Consider the following 19,769-nt stretch of genomic DNA (forward strand, 5'->3'; position numbering starts at 1 on the left):
TAATAACCACCACATATCATCTGCATGCCCAATGCGAATGCCCTTGTTAACAAGGGTGATGTGTAGCTGTTGTTGCTAATTCTCCCTATCGGATTTCGGTCCTTCTACCGTTGCCTCAGCAGGTAACACCCAGGGTAACACCCAGGTTTACAAATTCATTTCCAGCATTTTAATCATTCCACTCATGGCTGCTTCGTATCAAAAATTCACCTTAGGCTCAACTATTACGCCCGAACAACAAGCTTTTTTTAATCAACACGGTTATATCCACTTTAAAAATTTCATCAAACCAGAAACGGTAAACGATATCATCAATGCATCAAAACAGGTTGAGCAAAAATGGATTGACGAGAAAACCGAAAAAGTGAACGGAGTGCCGATTAAATATGGTAAAGACCTTGATGGCTCGCCAATTGTACAGCGTTTCGCCTTTATTAATAAACATAGCAGCACGCTTGATGAATTTTCAAAAGATCCGCGTTTCCAGATTCTGTTAAACCTTGTTGGCGAAGGCGCACGCTTAGGAACTGAAGAGAAGGACGGAATGGTTTTTAACCACTACGTAAACGGCCCAAACAGCAGTTTTACTAAAATGGGCTGGCATACTGATGGCCTGCGCGATATTTTCCAGGGGCAAAAACTAAACCCGATGCTGAATGTGGGCATCCACCTCAGTACTTTAAAGCCTGAAAACGGAGGTTTGCGCATTTTGCCTGGCACGCACAAGCAAAACCTTTACCAGTTGCTTTTCCGTAAAAAGTATTTCCTGGATCACGATACCGATGAAAATGAGATTGCTATTACCCCCACCGCGGGCGACCTTACCATTCATGATGGCCGCCTGTGGCACCGCGTAGCCCAATCATCAGTAATCGGTGAAAAAAGCCGCCGCCGGGTAATATACATTCCCATCATCGCCGGTAAATTCGAGCCGAAACATGCCGATAGCCCAACGGCTTTTTATCAACGCTTTGCAGGTATAGTAAAATAAAAATATGTTAATAGCCTTATTCATCAGCTATCTGGTACGCACAGGCAAAATAGCTGCCGTTAAAAATTATCTCTCTGCAAAATTGCCCGGTAAACAGGTAGCATAACCTGTTTACCGCGGCCTATGCTTTTTAAAATAAGTGTACGAGTAAACAACCGGGATGAGCACCATAATACCAACACCCACCAAAAAAACTACTGTACTTGCCTTGGCCGGGAGAAACAACACCAAAGCAGTTAACGAAATGCCCGCCGTAAACCAAAGTTTACCTGCAAGGCGGTGGGTTGCGCGCCAGGTATCATCGTCTTCTAAAGTCCAGGGTGTGCGGATGCCCGCGAAATAGTTTGGTTTGATGCTGTGCATCATGTTACCAATAAATGCAAACAACAACCCGATAATAGGATATATCAGCTTATCAATCTGGAACGCGTGATTTAGCGTAGCGAAAGCTATAGCAATACCTAATGCTGCAAAAAACGCCACCATACCAAAAGCCAGTTTCTGAAACGTTGCCTCGCCATATTTTACATATTTTTTAGGGTCGATAGCGGGCAAGAACTTCATTAACAAGTATACCAGGGAGGATGCGCCCATCAAAATGGCTTCACCCCCAATAAATTCTCCCTTGCTACCATAACGATCTGGTTGCCCACCCGGACCAAAATGTACCGGTACCGAAACCGGCAATGAAGAATAAATATAAGCGATATAGGCAACCGGCAATAGCCAAATGATCAAGGCTGCGGCATCGATCCAGGTAAACTTTTTCATTTATTTATTTTTTTGTGATGATTTAAATTGCATTATCCATTTCAGCATTTCGTCCATTACGGTGGTGTTGATAGAGTAATAGATAAACTGCCCCTCTTTTACCGAAACAACCAAACCGGCCTGACGCAATAGGTCGAGGTGGTGCGAGATACTTGGCTTGGAGATGGAGAACTGGTCGGCTATGTCACCGGCCGTCATGTCTTTATCTTTTAGCAGCTCGAGTATTTCGCGGCGGGTTGGGTCATTAAGGGCTTTAAATAGTGCGTTCAATTTGATTTTGGATATTTATATATTTAGACAAATATCTAAATATTTTGTTACAAAAAAAGAGGTGATTAATCCTCTTTATAATATGTAATCTGCCGCGGGTTTAGCGATAGCGTAACCCGTGGTGTAAAATTACTTAAGTCAATACCTGGTCGAAGGTACGCTGCGTTAAACTTCGACCAGGATGTTACTATGCTTAAAATTTAATTATACAATCAACATATTGAGATGTGGTTGATCCATCGCTGTTTTTGTCAAATTTTCGTGCGTCAAATAAATTATGGTCGATAAACATTTCAATAACATTGGTTTTATAATTATTTAATTTCTCTTTAGCCGCTTCATCGTAAAAAATTGTATTGAAATTCTGTTTCAAATATTTTGAAGCGTTCGAGTCAAAGAAATCTATAAATTCAACTAACTTCCTACAATCGCGCATCTTAATATTATTCGTCTTAAAATGATTGAGATAGAAGGTTACGCTGGTTGCCTTCCTGGAATTAAAATCATAATTAATCACAATTTCATTTGGAACGTCAATATCCTTTTGAAAGCTTGATTCATTTTCATAACCTTCAACATGAGAATTAGATGTCCCATCAATTGTTCTCTCGTCTTTAAAAGTATAATTGAACGGGGCTTTTGAGAATAAATATTTTAAACTATCACCGTTAAACCTTGATTTTGTTGTATTATCCAGACGTTTGCTGTCAGAAGCAGATGTATCCTGCGTAGTCGAGTTTTCCTCGGATGATTTATTTACATTATCACATGAACCAAACAAAAAGATTATAAGTATTCCAAAGAAGATTTTACTCATGAGATAAGGCTGTAAGAAAGAGTGGCTAAATATAAGAATAACAAGTTAAGTTTAAAATTCAACCTGTTATTCCCACGGGTTACGCTACCGCTAAACCCGCGGTAGCGAATAAAAAACTACCGCTGCCATTCGGCTTACGCGAATGGCAGCGGCTTTCATCTTATCATTTTATTTAAACCAAACCGTCTGCGTATAAGCCCCATCCACAGCAGCATCCCAAACTTCCAACCTCACCCATTTGCGGTCTTTCATATTCAATACTTTGCTAAAGTTTTTTGTGCCGAACGCCTGTGTTGAAGTCAAATCGATGTGCTCGCGATAAACCGTTTTGCCATCCCCGGATATGATCTCGGCAAAATTGAGCGGGAATGTCCAGCTGGTTTTAAAATCGATGATGCATTTACCATCGGCAGGCAACGTTATCGTTTCTCCTGATGAGTGGCCATTCACTGTAAAATCTTCAATCAATACCTCCCCGGTTGTAGAGAAGAACTGGCCTTGCTCCAATTTATTTAAAACCGGTTGCCATCCATCTTTAAATTGAGGAATCCTATCCAGCTTCAGATAATTGATATTTAGATGGGCGTACATTTCATTTTCCGGTTCGATAGTAAACAGGTCTGCTTCCGAAAGTACTTTTTTCTTCAGCCCCCAATTGTTCATATCATCCATCAGATCGAATGTCCGCTTACCTAAGCGCGGCTGAGACAGATCGGCAGGCAAAGCTTTCCATGCCGCACCTAAAAACCTATCCGACAGGAAGAAGTCTTCTTTTTTATAAGTATCCGGGAAACCGGTTGAGCCCTTTGTACGGGCATGCGCCGTCCAGGCAAGGCCGTTCTCGGCTTTAAGCAGGTTCAGCATATCTGTTTTATCACCAATGTGATAGATCTTTCCATGTTCGGCATCGGTACTTGTAAATGGCGTACCCTCCTTGCGCGACATGATCCAGTAAACCGGTTTCGGAAAAAATGCCAGCCAGTGCCCGCCGAAAAACTCGTTGGGTTCCTCGCCGGGTAACAGTAAAAACTTATTGTCGGATAGCCGGCTGCACTGATCAAACAAGGCTTTTAACTCTTTAAGCCGTTGCTCGTCTGGTCCTTTGGGATGGGCAGTGTAATGAAACTCGGCCAGGTGAACGATATCAACGCCTTGCCTTTTAAACACTTTTACAAACGATGGACTATCAGGTACAGGTTTACCCGCCAACACCACACTCATAATAAACTCATTGTGGAAATGACTGGCCAATGTCTTATAACCGGGTAAAGGTTTATAGCTATCGTTATGGGTGAATTGTTTTACATTATCCAACAAGGCTTCTGCTCCATTAGTGCCCAAAAGACAGAAGAAGTTGAGGCGCTGTTTAGTTCCAGGAGGCGCATTAAACCAGGGCACAAAGCGCTTATCACCCTGTAATTCCTGCCTGATGCCGAGGCCATAGCCGGGCAACAGGTTTCGGTAATTATTGCCATACCAAACAAATCTAAGGTTGAAGGCCTCATCTAAAGGATAAAAATACTGGTGAGGCGCAGGGAAAACCGCGATGCCATTATTGCCGTTAGCACCTATGATAGTACGGTATTTAACAGCCAAATTTTTAGCGGTATCGGCAGGATGGTCATCGGTTTTAAGCTTTTCGTAAACATCGCTATAGCTGATGCTTTTTACAGACTGAGCTTTCGCCACCAAACCGGCATCGTACAAAATAGCGGTCGAATCTACCTGTGTTGATATTACAGCCGCTACGTTAAATAGCGGTTGGCCGTTATAGAGGGTTATTTCCAGGTCGCCTTTAAAATTGGGAGCTTCTACATCGCCTATTTTAATAACAGTGCGAGTCCCAGCGCTGCTAACGGCTATGCCTTTTTTATTAAAACCAACTTTATAGGATCGGTGAGGCTTAAGTGGTACTTTATCAAAGAAAATATTCCAACCGTTTTGCGAGATCAGATCGCGTTTGCCTTCGGTAAGTACAAACTGCGGATCGACGTTTTCAATTACCCTATTATATTTCCCTTTATTACCCAGCGATACGCTGCTGAATAACGACTCACCATTTTTCAAATTAAGCACAAGCCTGCCCGAATTACTATTGCCTACAGGCCATACAACCGATACCAGATCAGCTTTTTCCTGTTTCACTACAACACCCGTCGCCGGTTTACCCGGAACCTGTGCCGTAGCTTTAAAAAAACATAACGTTGCTGCTAAGCTTAAAAACAGATATTTCACACTCATAATCTCCTCCTTTTATTTAGTTACAACCGGCCAGCCGTTTTGATATTTGATAGGGCTGATACACATTACCCTACCCTTTTGCTTATGAGCAATTTCGATAGCGTGGTAAGCTATAAACCTTTTCCCTTTTTCATCGGTAAAGATGGAGTTATGACCAGGGGCGGTATAAGTAGCATCTTTAACCAGGATGGCGCTATTCAACGTTTTATCAGCTTCACCCAAACGAGTGAACGGCCCTTCCGGACTTGTGGCTTTAGCTATCATTACCGCGTAATTGGCGTTATCGCCGCAGCAGTTATCGCCCGAATAATACAGATAATAAGTGCCATTATCATAATCCAGCCACGAGCCTTCAATAAGATTGCTATAACTATGATCTTTTCCGGCCTCAACTGCTACCACGGCTTGCGAACCTTCCTTGAAATCCGACCAGTCCTCTTTCATTTCCCTCACTCTTAAAGGTTGAAAATCCGATCCCCAGTACAAGAAATGCTTCCCTGTTTTAGGATCAACGAAAGCCTTTGGGTCTATACATTGAAAGCTCGGGCCTTTCATAAATGGGGTGCCTTTATCTGTAAACGGGCCGAGCGGATTATCGGCATAGGCTATGCCCATCCATTTACCGGTAAGCTCATTAGGGTCGGCAGAGAAGAACATTACAAATTTGTTCAGTTTGGCATCGAAAAATACATCAGGTGCCCAAAAGTTTTGCGTGTTTGATGCCCAGGATGGCTTTTGCGGCAATGCATCGCCTGCATGTACCCAATGCTCATGATCGGTTGACCATGCTACCTGGATATTCATCATCTTTCCATCCGCGCCCGAAGCCTGCGTTGCGTAGGCGTAATATTTGCCATTGTAGCGGATCACCGTAGGGTCAGGAAAATCCCTATCCAATACAACATGGATGAGACCGGTGTAGATTGGCGTTGTTTTAACAGGTTCGGCTTGTTGCGAGTGGCTACTGCAAGCGCTTACCGTGCCGAGGAGAACCGGCATCAGGTAGGAGAATAACTTTTTCATAGGTGTAATTGGTTAAGAAGAATAACCATCGTCATTGCGAGGTACGAAGCAATCGCGAACTATACAGAACGGATTTGCTTACGTGCGATTGCTTCGTACCTCGCAATGACGTGGTGGGTAAATGCGGATTTGGCAGTTCAGACTTACGAAGTTTTAAAAACTTCGTAAGTCTTGCTTAGCAAATTATCATGCATCTGCACATCTAAAATCTGCACATCCGCACATCTAAAACCCTACCTCCCGGTAAGCTTTTTGATCAAATTAGTTTCCTCAGGGATATAAGCCGTACCATCCTTACGGAAAATATCATGGAACCACACTTTCGGCTCGTTACCATCAGGCATTGGGGTATCCCATGCGTAAATGGTGTTGGTTTTGCCACTTACAAAGCCCCAGTTTATAGCGCCTACATTTTCTTTTTTAAGCATTGGCAGCACAGTGCCGAACAAGCTGTTACGCGGACGGGCCATGTACTCGGTACAGATTAGCGGGCGACCGTTCATTTTCAGGAACTGCACAGTTTTCAGGTGCTCATTTTCGGGAGTGTAATCATGATAGGTAACAATATCAGAGTTAGCTATCTGGAATTTGTTTAACTCTTCCAAATCCCAACGCCAAACACCGGCGCTTATCGGCTGACTTGGGTTTACCTGCCTTGCCCATTTAAACACGCTTTTCAGCAACGGTAATGATCGGCTGCCTTTATCCGAGTTGCCAGGTTCGTTATATAAATCCCAAAGTAAAACGCGTTTGTCATTAGCAAAACGTTTCAATACATCCTTCACATATTTTTCAAGCACCGGCGAGTTAGCCGCGTTATCAGAGGCCGGTTGCCCAGGATCCTGCATCCAGCCCGAATTGTGAATACCCGGTTTTGGCTCGGGTTGTTTACCAATTTTAGGTACTTTGTTCCAGCAATCATCAAAAAATACAAACATGGTTTTTACGCCGTGTTTGCTTGAGACAGCAAGGTATTGGTCTATACGTTTTTTAAAGCCTTCAGGGTCTTGCTCCCAGGCTAAGTGGTGCAAAAACACACGCATTACGTTCATACCAATGCCTTGAGCATAACCTAACTCTTTATCGATGGTTTTAGGATCGAAGGTATCGGCCTGCCACATTTCTAACTGGTTAATGGCGGTACTTGGTATAAAATCGGCACCTACCAGCCATTGCTGTTGGGCATACCAGGTTTTTGCCTTTTGCTGCGACCACACCTGCGCTGCTGCCGGGGCTTTTTGCTGCGCCATTACCCTCATCCCCAACGGCATCGCTAAAGCCAGGGCCAATACTTTTAGTTTTGTTTGCATGTATTTGTGTTTAATAGTTTAATTCAATTTTTTGTTTTTATCCCACACAGCCGCTCGGCTCCAGCCGAGTGGCAATTACCCCAAGGCCTCTGGCCTGCTACTCCATGGTCGGCGGCCAGAGGCCGCTTAGTAGTTGCCACTCGGCTGGAGCCGAGCGGCTGTGAATATTTATTATTTATTGTTTACTAACCGCCCCTTAATCATCCAAATAGCCGTATTACCACCATAAGCATTGGTTGATGTAAGCGCAATGATCGTATCATCATTCAACACACATATCGAATTCCAAAGCCCCTGCTTATCCAACGGTACGGAAAACGGATCGGGCACCGTTACAAAATCGCATGCATCACTATTGCCCACTGCAACCTGCATCCGGGCTTGTTCCCAGTTATGATTACGGTTTAATGTACTTTGGTACGATAGTATGGTTTCGCCACTGTGCAGTTGCCTTAAAAATGGTGCGCCTGCATAAACGGTATCCGGCAATTTCGGGGTAAGGGCATAGCTGCGTTCATCATCATCAGCTCCCACTGTTTTTTGCCAGTTTTTGGTAATGCTGTTACGGATGATGGAAGGCTTAAAAGTTGCACCGGCGTTGTCCTCTATCGAAAACGCGATCTCGTTTTTACCCTTCAGGATGACGGCTATGGGCATTCCATCACGATGCCCCGGCCTAAAGGATACAATTTGCGGCTGCTTAGTCCACGTAAGGCCGTTATCCTTTGATCTGAATATGGAAATATTTTGTTCGTTCGATTTGGTGTAGATGCCCTCGTTAGAGAAGAACAATTGGATCTCGCCCGATGGTAATTGAATTTGCGAAGGTTCCCAGCAACCATCGTCAAAACTGCTGGCGGCTTCGTAGATCAGCCTTTCATCCTTCCAGGTTTTGCCGCCGTCGTAGCTTTTTTTTGTGCAGATGCCGAAGTGTTTGGTTTCATCCCATGCACCGTTAACCTTATGCGGACGAGGATTATAGGATGCCAATATCGAACCATCCTTAAGTTCCAGCACATCCGGTACAGCCATATTAACACCATTGCCCGATGCGGCAATTACAATGGGTTTGCTCCATGTTTTACCGCCATCGTTACTTTTGGTACTTACCGAGCCTTCCCTGCTTTCGTAAACACAGAGCAGGCTTTTATCTTTTAACTGAACCATGCGGGCATAATTGCCGCTTTTTTCGCTTACCTGTTTTAAGGTGGCTTGATCCCAAACTATGGTTTTGGCCGGCACGGTATCCTTAACGGCATCGTGTCGCCCCGGAACCATCACCGGGGCAAACACACCCATTAACCAAATGAATACCTGCCGCATAACCAATTATAGTTTATCTCTTTTGTGTTGATTTTATTTGCTCCCCTCATCGGCCAGCCAAAAACTGAATGGCTTATCACGATCGCATGTAAGCGTTTCGCCATTAAACTCCAGTTCGGCGGCGTGGATAGATGTGCGTTTGGTGGTATAGCTATATGCACCATCGGCATCTAAGCCGCCATCTTCAAAATGCTTTTTCCTACCCGGATGCGTAAAGTAAATGATATAGGCATGGCCTTCACTTACTACCACATCAGCATGCGCGCCAGTTGGTGTGTCCTCCGGCCTATGACCGGGTTTATCCAATATCAGCCCCTGGTGTTCCCATGTTTTAGCATCTTTTGAACGGTAAACACGCTGCCCCTGCCATTCGTCGGTTATCATCCAGTAATAATCTTTAAACCTGAAGATCTTTGGCCCTTCGTGTTCGCGACCGCCGATGGCGGGTTTATCATCAACCTTCCAGTTAACCAGGTCGGTACTTTCGGCAGTCATAGTGATGCTACCCAGCTTTTGGTCTTTATACCAAACATGCCATTTGCCATCGGGCAATTTCATTAAGGTTGGGTCGATGATGTTATGATCCGGCAAATTCATCGGACCGAGGTATTTCCAGTCCCACAGGTTTTTGCTGGTGTAGTGTACCAGGTGCGCATCGCCGCCCCATTGGCTGTACACGCCGCGGATGTAAACCACAAACATGTGGTAAAGGCCATTATCATAAATAATATCCGGTGCCCAAAAGGTGTTCAAACCATGTTCGTGCTCCAGGTTTAGCGCGCCGCGGTAAGCCCAGGTATGCCCATGATCTTTTGAAGTGGCAACGCCAATGGCTGTACCGTAGCAAAAGGCCACACCCGGCGATTGTACATTGGCCCGGCGTTGGGTGTATAACATGGTCCACTCTTTTTCGGCCTTATTATAAACCAATACAGGATCGGCAGCGCCATCATAAATCGGATCGCGGAATAAAGGTGATGGCGGCTGGTTTTTAACCGGGACATCCTGCGCCGCGGCGTTTAAGCCAGCCATCATCAACAAACCGAATATTATCTTTTTTATCATCGACATTTAAATCATTATTCAGCAACCGGAAAGGCCGAGATCCTTAACCTCGCGCCGCCCATTGGTACCAATGTCAGTTCTTTAGCAGGCTCTTCGGTTTTTACAGGGCTTTGTGGTAATACACCGCATAAGCCGGTTTCGTCAACCTTCCAATTCGGGATCTGCTTGCCTTTCGCTTTTAGCTCGATAGGCGCTGTGGCGTTAGTGAAGGGATTATTATCCTTCGGCCATGCACGGTGAACAACGGCTAATGATTTTTCAGGATGTTGCCCGTCTATCAGCAAACCATAGTTCCATGGTGATGCAGCATAGATATTGAACGATGGCCATTTCGACGGATCGGCAGTTGGCTGCCAATGCGAATCGCCTTGCGCGTCTTTCAGGTTATCGCCTTTAGTATATTCCTCCTTAATTTTAAGCGAATAAGTAAGCGGACCATAGCTAACACTCACGCTGTTTTTATTTTTAGCCCACTCCTGCACTTTTAATTGCATTGGTAATTGCAGGGTTACTTTATCGCCGTTTTTCCAGTTTTTCGCTACGCGGATGTAATCGCCTGTTGATGTATTTACACTAACGGCAACACCATTCACCTTAACAGAAGCGCCTTTACACCAGGCCGGTATGCGCAGGTAAAGCGGAAAATCAACAGCTTTAGCAGTGTTTACCGTAAAGCTGATCTGATCCTGAAACGGATAATGGCTGGTTTCGGTAATGCTCACCTCGGTGCCTTTGCCTACTTTGGCACTCACCTTGCCTTCGGTATAAAGCAGGGCCGCTATGCCGTTATCAGGCGTAGCCATCCAACTATTCTCTACATAATACACCCAGCCTGCCGAGTGGTTATGCTGGCAGCAACGGCTGCCAAAAGGGTTCATCATTAAAAACGGACCTTCGTTAGCAATACCCGGATGGTGGTTTTTACCATCGCTCACTATCATGTTAGGCGCAGTAAGGTAACGTAGCGCGCGGTAATCGGGCATAAAGGCCGCCGGGAAAGTATTGAAAGCTACATCTTCGCAGTTTTCGGCCCAGAAGCGATCGCCGGTTGCACCTAATAACATCTGGTCGGATGTCATTTGCTCAACTAAGCCACAGGTTTCCACCGCCTGACGTGGGTCATCGTAACCTTTACGGGCATTTTCATCGGCACCAAACATGCCGCCCGGCACCTGGCCGTATAAATTGCGGATCAGCTTAAAATCGTTGTAAGTAGCGTCCAGATCTTTTTTATCGTGGCTTTGCAGGTAGTAAGTTGCAGGCTCGCGGAAACACTGGGCTACGTTAACGTTATGCCAGTTGGGCAGGTTATTAGCCTGGCGCCAGTCGGCAGTGTTTTTATCTAATTTGGTAGCAAGGTCAAGTAAAAACTTATCACCGGTGCGGTTGTAAAGCCAGTAAACGCTCAGCATGTTATCGCCGCCGCGGCTGTTTTCCCAGTAATCTTCCAAAAACTTATTATCCGGCGTGGCTAACTCATATTTGAAATATTTGGTCATAAAAGGAATTACCCGCGGGTCTTTGCTGTACTCATAGTACGATTGCAGGCACCACAGCATCGGCATGTTAGTCCACAAATCGCGGTTGCCATTATGCTCTACCGCCGGACCGAAATCACCATTATCACGCTGGTTATTCAGTACCGCATCTATCCAGAATTTGGTTTCAGCGATCATTTTTTTATCACCTAAGGTATAGGCAATATCGGCATAGCCTTTTAACCAGTAAGGTAACTCTTCCCAACCGTATTCCCCTTTGCCTTCTTTATTTAACCAGGCATTGTTGGTTTTTGAAAGCCACACGCTTATCTCGCCCAGGTTACCGGTTAAGCCGTCGCGCTGCAGTTCCAGCATCTTTTTCATCCAGCCACCGGCCTTGATGCTGCCGGTAGGTAGTTTTGTAAAATATTGTTTTTGCAGTGGCGCACGGTTGCTTACGTATAAGGTATTTGAAGCCTTGTTATCAACCGTGGTAACCGTTGTTGCTTTCAACCCCTGGGCGCTTGCCGTGGCAACGCCCGCACAAATCATCGCCACAGAAAGGCAAACCTCCCTGCGCATCAATTTTATACTGTTTTTAATAGTCATGTAGTAAATATATTATTTAACCAGGGCCTCGTTGTACAGTTTGCTATTAGCTTTTTGTAACAATTCTACAGGCATTTTGATCATCTTTCTGTCGTAAGTCATGAAGCCGTTTACCTCTCCTTCCACATCGGTAGTCTGGGTGTACACAGCCGCCGATAAACCAACTTTAATCAGTTCCTCCAATCTATCGGTAAAGGTTGAGTAACGTTTAAACAGGTCTTCGCCGTTTTTAAAGGTTTGATAACCCCAGTTTTTATTGCTTTGCCAGTTGTGGCCTTCCACAGGCCAGCCCAGGCCACCAAACTCTCCTAAAACAACAGCTTTGGTTTTACCGAAAATTTCGGGGCGAGGCATTGCAGGGTGCGGATAGTTATGCAGATCGACAATATCGCCGGTATCATAAAAATTACCACCACTGGCGCTGTTCACTAAGCGTGATGGATCTTTTTTCTTTGTCCACTCGGTTATCTCAACAGTTTTAAACTGGCCCCAGGCTTCGTTGAACGGAGTCCAAACTACGATACAAGGATAGTTGTATAATGAGTTGATGATGGCGTTCCATTCTTTGCGGTAGTAACCCTCAGATTCTGGCGTACGTTGCTGATCGGTAGCACGGTCAAGTACACCCGGACGGTTTTCCCAATGGTTACCCAAATCGCCGCTTGGCATATCCTGCCATAACAGCATGCCTACTTTATCGCAATAAGTGTAATAACGGGCCGGCTCAACTTTAATGTGCTTGCGGATCATGTTAAAGCCCATCGCTTTCAGCTTATCAATATCATAGCTCATGGCCTCGTAAGTTGGCGGGGTGTACAAGCCATCAGGCCACCAACCCTGATCAAGCGGGCCGTATTGAAATACAAATTTGTTGTTCAGCAACATGCGTTGGATGCCATTGGCATCGGCACCAAGCGAAATTTTACGCATGGCAAAGTAGCTGCCAATCTCATCAACAGATTTACCACCGCGGATAACGGCAACTTTCAAATCATACAAAAACGGATCAGTAGTTGACCATAAGTGCTGGTCTTTAATATCCAACACAGCGGTTTCGCCCGCGTCGATTGTTTTTTCAGATACAAGGGTTTTGCCGTTCCAGGCGCTGATCTTCAGCTTATCGCCGGGCTGGCTATTGCTAACTTCGGCCGAAACCGACAGTGTGTGATTGTCAATATCAGGGGTTTGTTTGGTAGCGTCGATATGGGTTTTGGCAACGCCTTCCAGCCAAACAGTTTGCCAGATACCGGTAACCGGGGTGTACCAGATACCTTCGGGCTTTTTAACTTGTTTACCACGTGGCTGCGGCCCATCATCTGTTGGGTCCCACACACTTACGGTAATATCTTGTTTCGACCCACCTTTTAAATAAGGGGTGATGTTGAATGTGAACGGATCAAAGCCGCCTTCATGAATACCGGCACTTTTACCATTTACAAATACTTCGGTACGCCAGTCTACCGCGCCAAAGTGTATCAGTACTTCTTTACCTTTTAATGTTTTATTTAGGCTGATGGTGGTTTTATACCACAGCATACTATCCTTACCCACCGTTTTACCAACACCCGATAATGCCGACTCGACCGCGAAAGGCACCAAAATTTTCCCTTCATACTTAGCCGGACCAGTAGTTGCTTTAGGCACAATGGCGTAGTTCCATAAACCATTAAGGTTTTGCCAGTTGCCGCGTACCATTTGCGGACGTGGATATTCGGGAAGAGGTGCTTTAGAGTCAACTTTTTCGGCCCATGGCGTGGTGATCCTGTCTTTGATCATGTGCCAATCGCCTTGCTGCGCGTTGGCAGATAAAAAGGCTGACATTAAGAGGGACAGGCAAAGCGATACTTTCTTCATCAGTTTAAATAGGTGTAAGGATATTATGTTAGTTAATTATGCAGGAAAATAAAAAAAGGCCCCCAACCGCAAAGCCAGGGGCCTAAAAAATTATTGAATATTTACTTTAGTTACCGGCGTGAAGATGAGGTCATCAACTCCGGCTATTTTTAACCCAACACGTGCAAAAACATAGTTTTGAGTGGGGGTTAAGCTTGGAACATCAAAGCTTAAAGTTAAATTATTCATGCTGGTAATTGCAGAACCCGCAATTGTTGGCGGGTCGCCGTCACCAAGTCTGAAGTCGTTTGAAGCAAACTGCGTTTTATTTACATAAAGAGATACCCGCTCAATATTTTTAGCATTGGCATCGGTTATTACCTTTTCAAGGTTAAAAACAGCAGTTACCTTCCTGCCTGTAGCAGTATAGGTTGCATTGTGGATCAGGTAGTAAGGTGTAACCTCAATATCCAGTGTCTGATTACCTTTAAGGGTAATATTTAAACTATCGCGTTTACCGGCAGATAGTTCCTTCCACATAAACGGACCCTGGTTGGCTTGCATGGTAAATTTGTAATTACCATCAAAAAGCAGCTGTCCATAATTACCGTCCTGATCAAACGTACCCGTAATGGCCGATTTGGTTGCAAAACCTGGTTGATAAAGCTCATAAGGCACCGCGTTGTATTCAACGTTTATTGCCTCGCCTTTATAAACCAACCTTCCGCTTAATTTCGATTGGGGCGCATCGTAGTTATCTTTCTTGCAACCCGAGGCGGCAAGAAAAAGCCCTATTAAAATATAATGAAACTTGATTTTCATGATCACTTCTCTTTAACTCTTATTGATTTGGTTGTTTAACTAACTTAGGGTTAGCAGCTATTACATCATCATTAATACGTGAATAGTAGTTACCCAACTGGAACCTGTTTGCACCTGTTACCGGCGAAGGTTTCACCTCCTTAAATATCCACTTGCCGTTGTTTGCATTGCCCGGGTTGTAGTATTTGTAAGGCCATAAACCAAATGGTTGGGTGCTACGTTTTCTTGCACTGCCTATGTTGCTAACCAAATCGGTTACCGACATTGAAGCACCATCCCAAACTACATTGGCAAGTCTCCAGCGTTTCAAGTCGAACAAAATATGACCTTCAAACGCAAGTTCAACGCGGCGTTCGTGAACTATCCGGTCAAAATAGTTAGCCGCTGTAAGTACCAAAGGAGTATTAAGGCCAGCCCTTGAACGCACCTGATTAAGGTAACCTGATGCTTCAGCATAATTACCTAATTCGGCATCAGCTTCGGCAGCATTCAATAACACCTCAGCATAACGGTAACGGATAAAGTTAACATCACTACCACGGCCACGACGACCAGAACCAACTGTTGGATCGAGATATTTACGGATATAGAAACCGGTTTGAGTACGGAACTCAGCACCGTTAACCGGTCCGTCTTTACCTACAACCTGTACTTTACCTAATCCTGGCACTTCCTGCGTAATAGTAGCATCGCTGCTTGATATTACAGTACCATCGCCTAACTGATAGCCGGCATAAACTTCGGTACGTTTACCTTTAAACAAACCATTTGGCAATAATACTGTACCGGCAAGCCTGGCATCCCTATCAGCAAATATATCTAACTGGTTGGTATAATAAACAGGGTTTCCAGCGCCATCTTTAGTTGCCATAGCAGCATAGGTGTTATCTGTTTTTTCAAAAGCCTCAACAAGGTTTAACGATGGGTTTAACCTGCCTGCGTCCAAACCTTCGTCAGAAATTGAGAAAGGCTGATCATTTGTTGTGAAACCGTGAGTTTTACCGCCATTGGCCTTGAAATCTTCAACCCAGATTGATTCTGAACTCGATTTATCAAGGAACAGGTTAGCGAAGTTATCACTAAGGTCTGGCAATTGTTTGTAAAGTGTGTAATTACCCGCGCTACCCGAAATGATCTCTTTAGCAGCAGCAAGCGCTTTGGTATAGTAACCGGTAGCGCTGCTTGCCGGGATACCAACCTCACCGCCAGGTAACGATACCTGTGGTGTAGTAGCGCCATACTTAGCAATTGAAGCGGCATATAACGCAGCCCTTGATTCCATTGCCAATACGGCAGCCGGGGTTGCCCTTGATTTTTCGCTAACGTTAACCGGTAGTAAACCTTTTATCGCTTCGGCTTCGCTTATTACAAAATCATAAATTTCTGATTCTTTTGAACGTGGCACCTGCAATTTTTCAACATTACCCGAAAAATCGTAATCCATTGATTTGGTGATCAGCGGTACACCGCCCATTCTTTTTACCAATTCAAAATAATACTGTGCGCGTATAAAGCGACCTTCGGCAATAAACCTGTTTTTATCGGCATCTGTTAATTTTGTTGCCGCGGTAGCACGTTCAATAAACAGGTTAAGTTCGCGAATGTAGGTATAATCCCAGGTGTTCCATGAACCGAAATCCCAGCCTGTACGCTGAACTATACCATAGCTTCCGTTTTCTGAAGGGAATGATTCGCTAAAATCGGCAAATGATGCCCAGCCGTTATCAAGGCCCGAAAAATCATAAACTCGGTTATATAAATCGGCAAGGATTGAAAGTACAAGGTTGGGGTCTGAAAATGCAACATCAGAAGTGATCACCTGCTTAGGTGGCACGTCTAAAAAGTCGCTGTCTTTTCTGCAAGCCCCTGTAACTAACAGGAGTGCAAATGTTGATATTATGGTTGTTTTTTTCATTTGGTTTAAACTTGAGGGATCAATTAGAAGGTTAAATTAACACCAAAGTTGAGCACCTTGCTCTGTGGAAATTGTAACCCGTTATCATCCGTTGTTTCTGGGTCAACGCCGTATTGTTTCAGGTTATCAAATGAAAACATGTTATACGCGTTAACATAAAATCTCGCTCTCTTTATCTTTACTTTACTTAACAATTGAGTAGGCAATGAATAACCAAGCTCCAGCGTACGTACCCTCAGGTATCTGACACTGTGTAACCAGAAGGTTGAGTTACGATCATAATCGCTATTGGTTGTGCCTGGGTTAACCCTGTTGGCAGGATATTTACCCGGTACCCATGCGCTGTTCACGTCAAATGGATCTGTACGGTGGTACCTGTCTTCAAATATGGTATTTAAGTTACCGTTGTTTTGGAATGCCCATCTTGTTTCATAGTTCTGAAACCAGGTGTAACCCGCACCGCCCGAGAAATCTGCGTGGAAGTCAAATCCTTTATAAGCGGCACCCATGGTAAAGCCAAAGTTGATGTTTGGTTGTTTACCGTAACCGTAACCAATTGGGCGGGTATCATAACCATCTATCTTACCATCACCGTTCCAGTCTTTGTACATTAAATCGCCAGGAAGCATGGTGCGGTTACCCTTGCCATCGTTATTGATCTTATAATTATTGATCTGGTCTTGAGATGTGAATTGACCTACAACTGTGTAGCCCCAGTCGATATTAGCATAGCGGTTAATACCCGAGCCGAAATACTGCTCTAATGAGTTGCCAAAATATTCGTTTCTGAAAACAGTTTTTTGACGGGAATAGGAAATGTTACCACCAATATTATAGCTTACTTTACCGATTTTATCGGCCCAGTTTAATGCAAACTCACCACCCGATTGCGAATCGCTGCTTGAGTTTTCAGGAGGTAAGTTATAACCAACTTCTTTAGGAAGTACCAATGTAGTACTGGCACCTGCAAGACCTGTACGTTTACGATAGAAATAATCAACTACACCGTTCAACCTGTTGTTAAACATGCTGAAATCTAAACCCACATCGGTTATTTTACTTTTTGACCATGAGATATTGGTTGTAACCAAACCTTTATCTGTTGAGGTTACTATGGCGTTACCATCAATAATAGCCGTACCCGAGTTGTAATTGTAACCCGGCAAGTAAGCATATGGCGTTACAATAGGATTAGCTGCATTATTAGGGTCGCGGTCATCACCCAATACACCGTATGATGCACGGATCTTCACATCGTTTAGGATACTATTATCACCAAGTAATTTCTTCATGAAACCTTCCTGTGTAATGCGCCAGCCGATAGAGCCGCCAGGGAAATAACCTACGCGTTTATCAGGAGCAAACAGGTATGACGCATCACGCCTTCCCGAAAATTCGAAGTAGTATTTATTATCGTAGTTATAATTGATTCTACCAATGTAACCTAAACGCGCTTCTTTATTATCACTATCCTGATACTGATCGGCAGTAGGGAAATAGATAAGCGGCAGGTTATTTGATACAGGCGAAGCGTGGATCCAGTTGCGCAAGTGCTGCAACTCGATACGTTCAGACATAAATAAAGCGCTTATGGTGTGCTTGCCAAATGTATTGGCATAGTTAACCTGCCATTGGTAAGTTTTAGCAAATTCCTTTTTTTGCTCGCGCTCACGCCAAGGGTTAGTACTACCACCTGTAACATCATAAGTATCAGTTGCAGGGCGATAAGTATACGCATTGTAAGTATACTCCTGGTTATTAAGCAAATAATCGGCAATATAATATGAATATAAACCTTTAATATTCAAACCCTTTATCCCCGGAACCTGGTACTCGGCAGCAAAGTTGGTTTGCAATACGCGCCAATCACTATGATACACACCCGATAGCTTTTTGTTAAGGAAAGCATAGTTTGATTCGGTGTGGCCGATATCATTCAGGTAAGCAGGGTTATCATTTGCATATGGGCGTTCGAGCGGAGTATTTCTTAAAACGGCAAAACGGGCAAGAAAATAATCGTCACCACCCGGTACACCTGGGTTTTCGCGGGTTTCTATACGCCCGTTAATATCCATACTTACTTTTAAGCCGCTGGCTACTTTTAATGATATATTAGATTGAATGTTTGAGCGGTTGAAAAGGTACTCTTTACCTAACTGAGAATTTTGGTGCAGGTTGGTTGCCGAAACATAATAATTCAGTTTATCAGTACCGCCGGTAAAGTTAATGTTAGCCGAGTTTTGAGGAGCATTGTTATTGGCTTTCAAAACATAATCGCGCCAGTTAAAGCTTTGGTAGCCTTTTTCTGTACCTGCTTTATATTTATCAAGCTCGGCCTGAGTAATAGTTGTAGAACCATTACTGTTTACCTGTGCATCGGCCAAATAACGCATATAATCATACGAGTTGGTCAATACATTCGGGAAACGATAAAAATTCTGGAAACCTGTGTAAGCATCTACGTTGATACGAGAATCTCCCGCTCCTTTTTTAGTTGTTACCACGATAACACCGTTAGCTGCACGCACACCGTAAACAGCGGCCGAAGCATCTTTTAACACACTAAGATTTGCGATATCATTAGGGGCAAGGTTATTGAATTGTCCTTCATCCTGTTGGATACCATCAATTACATACAAAGGTGTACCCATGTTACGAATCTGGATGCTGGCACTGGCACCTGGGCGGCCTTCTGATTGCCTGAAGGTTACACCCGGAAGTTTACCTGCAAGGGTTGTACTCACCGTTGAACCGGCGTGCACACGATCAATATCCTTACTGGTAACACTGGAAATAGAGCCTGTAATAGAGCCTTTTGTTTGCGTGCCGTAACCGGTAACCACAACTTCCTGTAAGGCTGAATTTGTTTCGCGAAGCCGGATTTTGATGCTTGTACGGCCATTTAGCGGAGCTTCCTGCGCTACATAACCGATATAAGTAAACACCAATGTTGCGTTCGCGTCGGCTACATTGAGTGAAAAGTTACCTTGCGCATCGGTTGTTGTACCGCCTTGTGTGCCCTGCACCCTTACAGCAACGCCGGTAAGTACATGCCCGGTAGTATCGGTCACGGTACCTGTTACCTTAATTTTATTTTGTGCCGATGCACTAAATGAAAACAGGAAACCGGTCATGATGAAGAAAGCGATTAACATTACTTTTGGGCCCCACTTACTGGGCGGCCACTGTACATGAGGGTGCCCCCCATGCCTGAGTAGTAAAAATTTTCTCATAAATGATCTATTAATTGGTTAAGTATTGATTTTAAAAATGTAGAATTGACATATCTAAAATCAATGCT

The 19,769-nt window shown here is 44.2% G+C and carries 14 protein-coding genes; 1 reads left to right on the forward strand and 13 read right to left on the reverse strand.

From position 1 onward, the window contains the following. Positions 1-184 precede the first annotated feature (184 nt). Positions 185-991, forward strand: coding sequence for a phytanoyl-CoA dioxygenase family protein (locus AAFN85_RS09775; protein WP_347526996.1), 807 nt, complete (start codon positions 185-187; stop codon positions 989-991). A gap of 111 nt (positions 992-1,102) precedes the next feature. On the opposite strand, the gene AAFN85_RS09780 is transcribed toward AAFN85_RS09775, so the two are convergent. From AAFN85_RS09780 to AAFN85_RS09840, 13 genes are all read right to left on the reverse strand, one after another. Continuing rightward, complete coding sequence (locus tag AAFN85_RS09780; protein WP_347526998.1) at positions 1,103-1,762, reverse strand: SdpI family protein; 660 nt, start codon at positions 1,760-1,762, stop codon at positions 1,103-1,105. Continuing rightward, positions 1,763-2,032, reverse strand: a complete 270-nt coding sequence (locus AAFN85_RS09785; protein ID WP_119407300.1) for an autorepressor SdpR family transcription factor — start codon at positions 2,030-2,032, stop codon at positions 1,763-1,765. A gap of 193 nt (positions 2,033-2,225) precedes the next feature. Then, on the reverse strand, positions 2,226-2,849 hold the full coding sequence (locus AAFN85_RS09790; RefSeq protein ID WP_347526999.1) for a hypothetical protein: 624 nt from the start codon (positions 2,847-2,849) through the stop codon (positions 2,226-2,228). 168 nt (positions 2,850-3,017) lie between these two features. After that, the gene (locus tag AAFN85_RS09795; RefSeq protein ID WP_347527001.1) at positions 3,018-5,090 is read right to left on the reverse strand and encodes a hypothetical protein; all 2,073 of its coding nucleotides are present in this window, start codon (positions 5,088-5,090) and stop codon (positions 3,018-3,020) included. Between the two features lie 12 nt (positions 5,091-5,102). After that, positions 5,103-6,113 carry a glycoside hydrolase family 43 protein gene (locus tag AAFN85_RS09800; protein ID WP_347527002.1) on the reverse strand — a complete coding sequence of 337 codons (1,011 nt, stop codon included), beginning with the start codon at positions 6,111-6,113 and terminating at the stop codon, positions 5,103-5,105. Positions 6,114-6,346: 233 nt separating this feature from the next. Beyond that, positions 6,347-7,423, reverse strand: coding sequence for a cellulase family glycosylhydrolase (locus AAFN85_RS09805; protein ID WP_347527003.1), 1,077 nt, complete (start codon positions 7,421-7,423; stop codon positions 6,347-6,349). 171 nt (positions 7,424-7,594) lie between these two features. Continuing rightward, on the reverse strand, positions 7,595-8,746 hold the full coding sequence (locus tag AAFN85_RS09810; RefSeq protein WP_347527004.1) for a sialidase family protein: 1,152 nt from the start codon (positions 8,744-8,746) through the stop codon (positions 7,595-7,597). 33 nt (positions 8,747-8,779) lie between these two features. Next, positions 8,780-9,811, reverse strand: a complete 1,032-nt coding sequence (locus tag AAFN85_RS09815) for a family 43 glycosylhydrolase (protein WP_347527005.1) — start codon at positions 9,809-9,811, stop codon at positions 8,780-8,782. A 14-nt stretch (positions 9,812-9,825) separates the two neighbouring features. Continuing rightward, on the reverse strand, positions 9,826-11,898 hold the full coding sequence (locus AAFN85_RS09820; protein WP_347527006.1) for a beta-L-arabinofuranosidase domain-containing protein: 2,073 nt from the start codon (positions 11,896-11,898) through the stop codon (positions 9,826-9,828). A gap of 12 nt (positions 11,899-11,910) precedes the next feature. Next, a complete protein-coding gene (locus AAFN85_RS09825) occupies positions 11,911-13,752 on the reverse strand; it encodes a sugar-binding domain-containing protein (protein ID WP_347527007.1) in 1,842 nt (613 codons plus the stop codon). 90 nt (positions 13,753-13,842) lie between these two features. After that, positions 13,843-14,553, reverse strand: coding sequence for a DUF3823 domain-containing protein (locus AAFN85_RS09830; protein WP_347527009.1), 711 nt, complete (start codon positions 14,551-14,553; stop codon positions 13,843-13,845). Positions 14,554-14,572: 19 nt separating this feature from the next. After that, positions 14,573-16,468, reverse strand: coding sequence for a RagB/SusD family nutrient uptake outer membrane protein (locus AAFN85_RS09835; protein ID WP_347527010.1), 1,896 nt, complete (start codon positions 16,466-16,468; stop codon positions 14,573-14,575). A 23-nt stretch (positions 16,469-16,491) separates the two neighbouring features. Beyond that, positions 16,492-19,623 carry a TonB-dependent receptor gene (locus tag AAFN85_RS09840; RefSeq protein WP_347527012.1) on the reverse strand — a complete coding sequence of 1,044 codons (3,132 nt, stop codon included), beginning with the start codon at positions 19,621-19,623 and terminating at the stop codon, positions 16,492-16,494. Positions 19,624-19,769: the final 146 nt, after the last annotated feature.

Origin of the sequence: Mucilaginibacter sp. CAU 1740, assembly GCF_039839285.1 — a bacterium.
Classification (GTDB): Bacteria; Bacteroidota; Bacteroidia; order Sphingobacteriales; family Sphingobacteriaceae; genus Mucilaginibacter.

Bases quoted from the DNA above. Each gene is read 5' to 3' on its own strand.
- AAFN85_RS09780 (WP_347526998.1), bottom strand. From the start codon at position 1,762: ATGAAAAAGTTTACCTGGATCGATGCCGCAGCCTTGATCATTTGGCTA.
- AAFN85_RS09775 (WP_347526996.1), top strand. From the start codon at position 185: ATGGCTGCTTCGTATCAAAAATTCACCTTAGGCTCAACTATTACGCCC.
- AAFN85_RS09815 (WP_347527005.1), bottom strand. From the start codon at position 9,811: ATGATAAAAAAGATAATATTCGGTTTGTTGATGATGGCTGGCTTAAAC.
- AAFN85_RS09825 (WP_347527007.1), bottom strand. From the start codon at position 13,752: ATGAAGAAAGTATCGCTTTGCCTGTCCCTCTTAATGTCAGCCTTTTTA.
- AAFN85_RS09830 (WP_347527009.1), bottom strand. From the start codon at position 14,553: ATGAAAATCAAGTTTCATTATATTTTAATAGGGCTTTTTCTTGCCGCC.
- AAFN85_RS09805 (WP_347527003.1), bottom strand. From the start codon at position 7,423: ATGCAAACAAAACTAAAAGTATTGGCCCTGGCTTTAGCGATGCCGTTG.
- AAFN85_RS09820 (WP_347527006.1), bottom strand. From the start codon at position 11,898: ATGACTATTAAAAACAGTATAAAATTGATGCGCAGGGAGGTTTGCCTT.
- AAFN85_RS09790 (WP_347526999.1), bottom strand. From the start codon at position 2,849: ATGAGTAAAATCTTCTTTGGAATACTTATAATCTTTTTGTTTGGTTCA.
- AAFN85_RS09795 (WP_347527001.1), bottom strand. From the start codon at position 5,090: ATGAGTGTGAAATATCTGTTTTTAAGCTTAGCAGCAACGTTATGTTTT.
- AAFN85_RS09835 (WP_347527010.1), bottom strand. From the start codon at position 16,468: ATGAAAAAAACAACCATAATATCAACATTTGCACTCCTGTTAGTTACA.
- AAFN85_RS09800 (WP_347527002.1), bottom strand. From the start codon at position 6,113: ATGAAAAAGTTATTCTCCTACCTGATGCCGGTTCTCCTCGGCACGGTA.
- AAFN85_RS09810 (WP_347527004.1), bottom strand. From the start codon at position 8,746: ATGCGGCAGGTATTCATTTGGTTAATGGGTGTGTTTGCCCCGGTGATG.
- AAFN85_RS09840 (WP_347527012.1), bottom strand. From the start codon at position 19,623: ATGTTAATCGCTTTCTTCATCATGACCGGTTTCCTGTTTTCATTTAGT.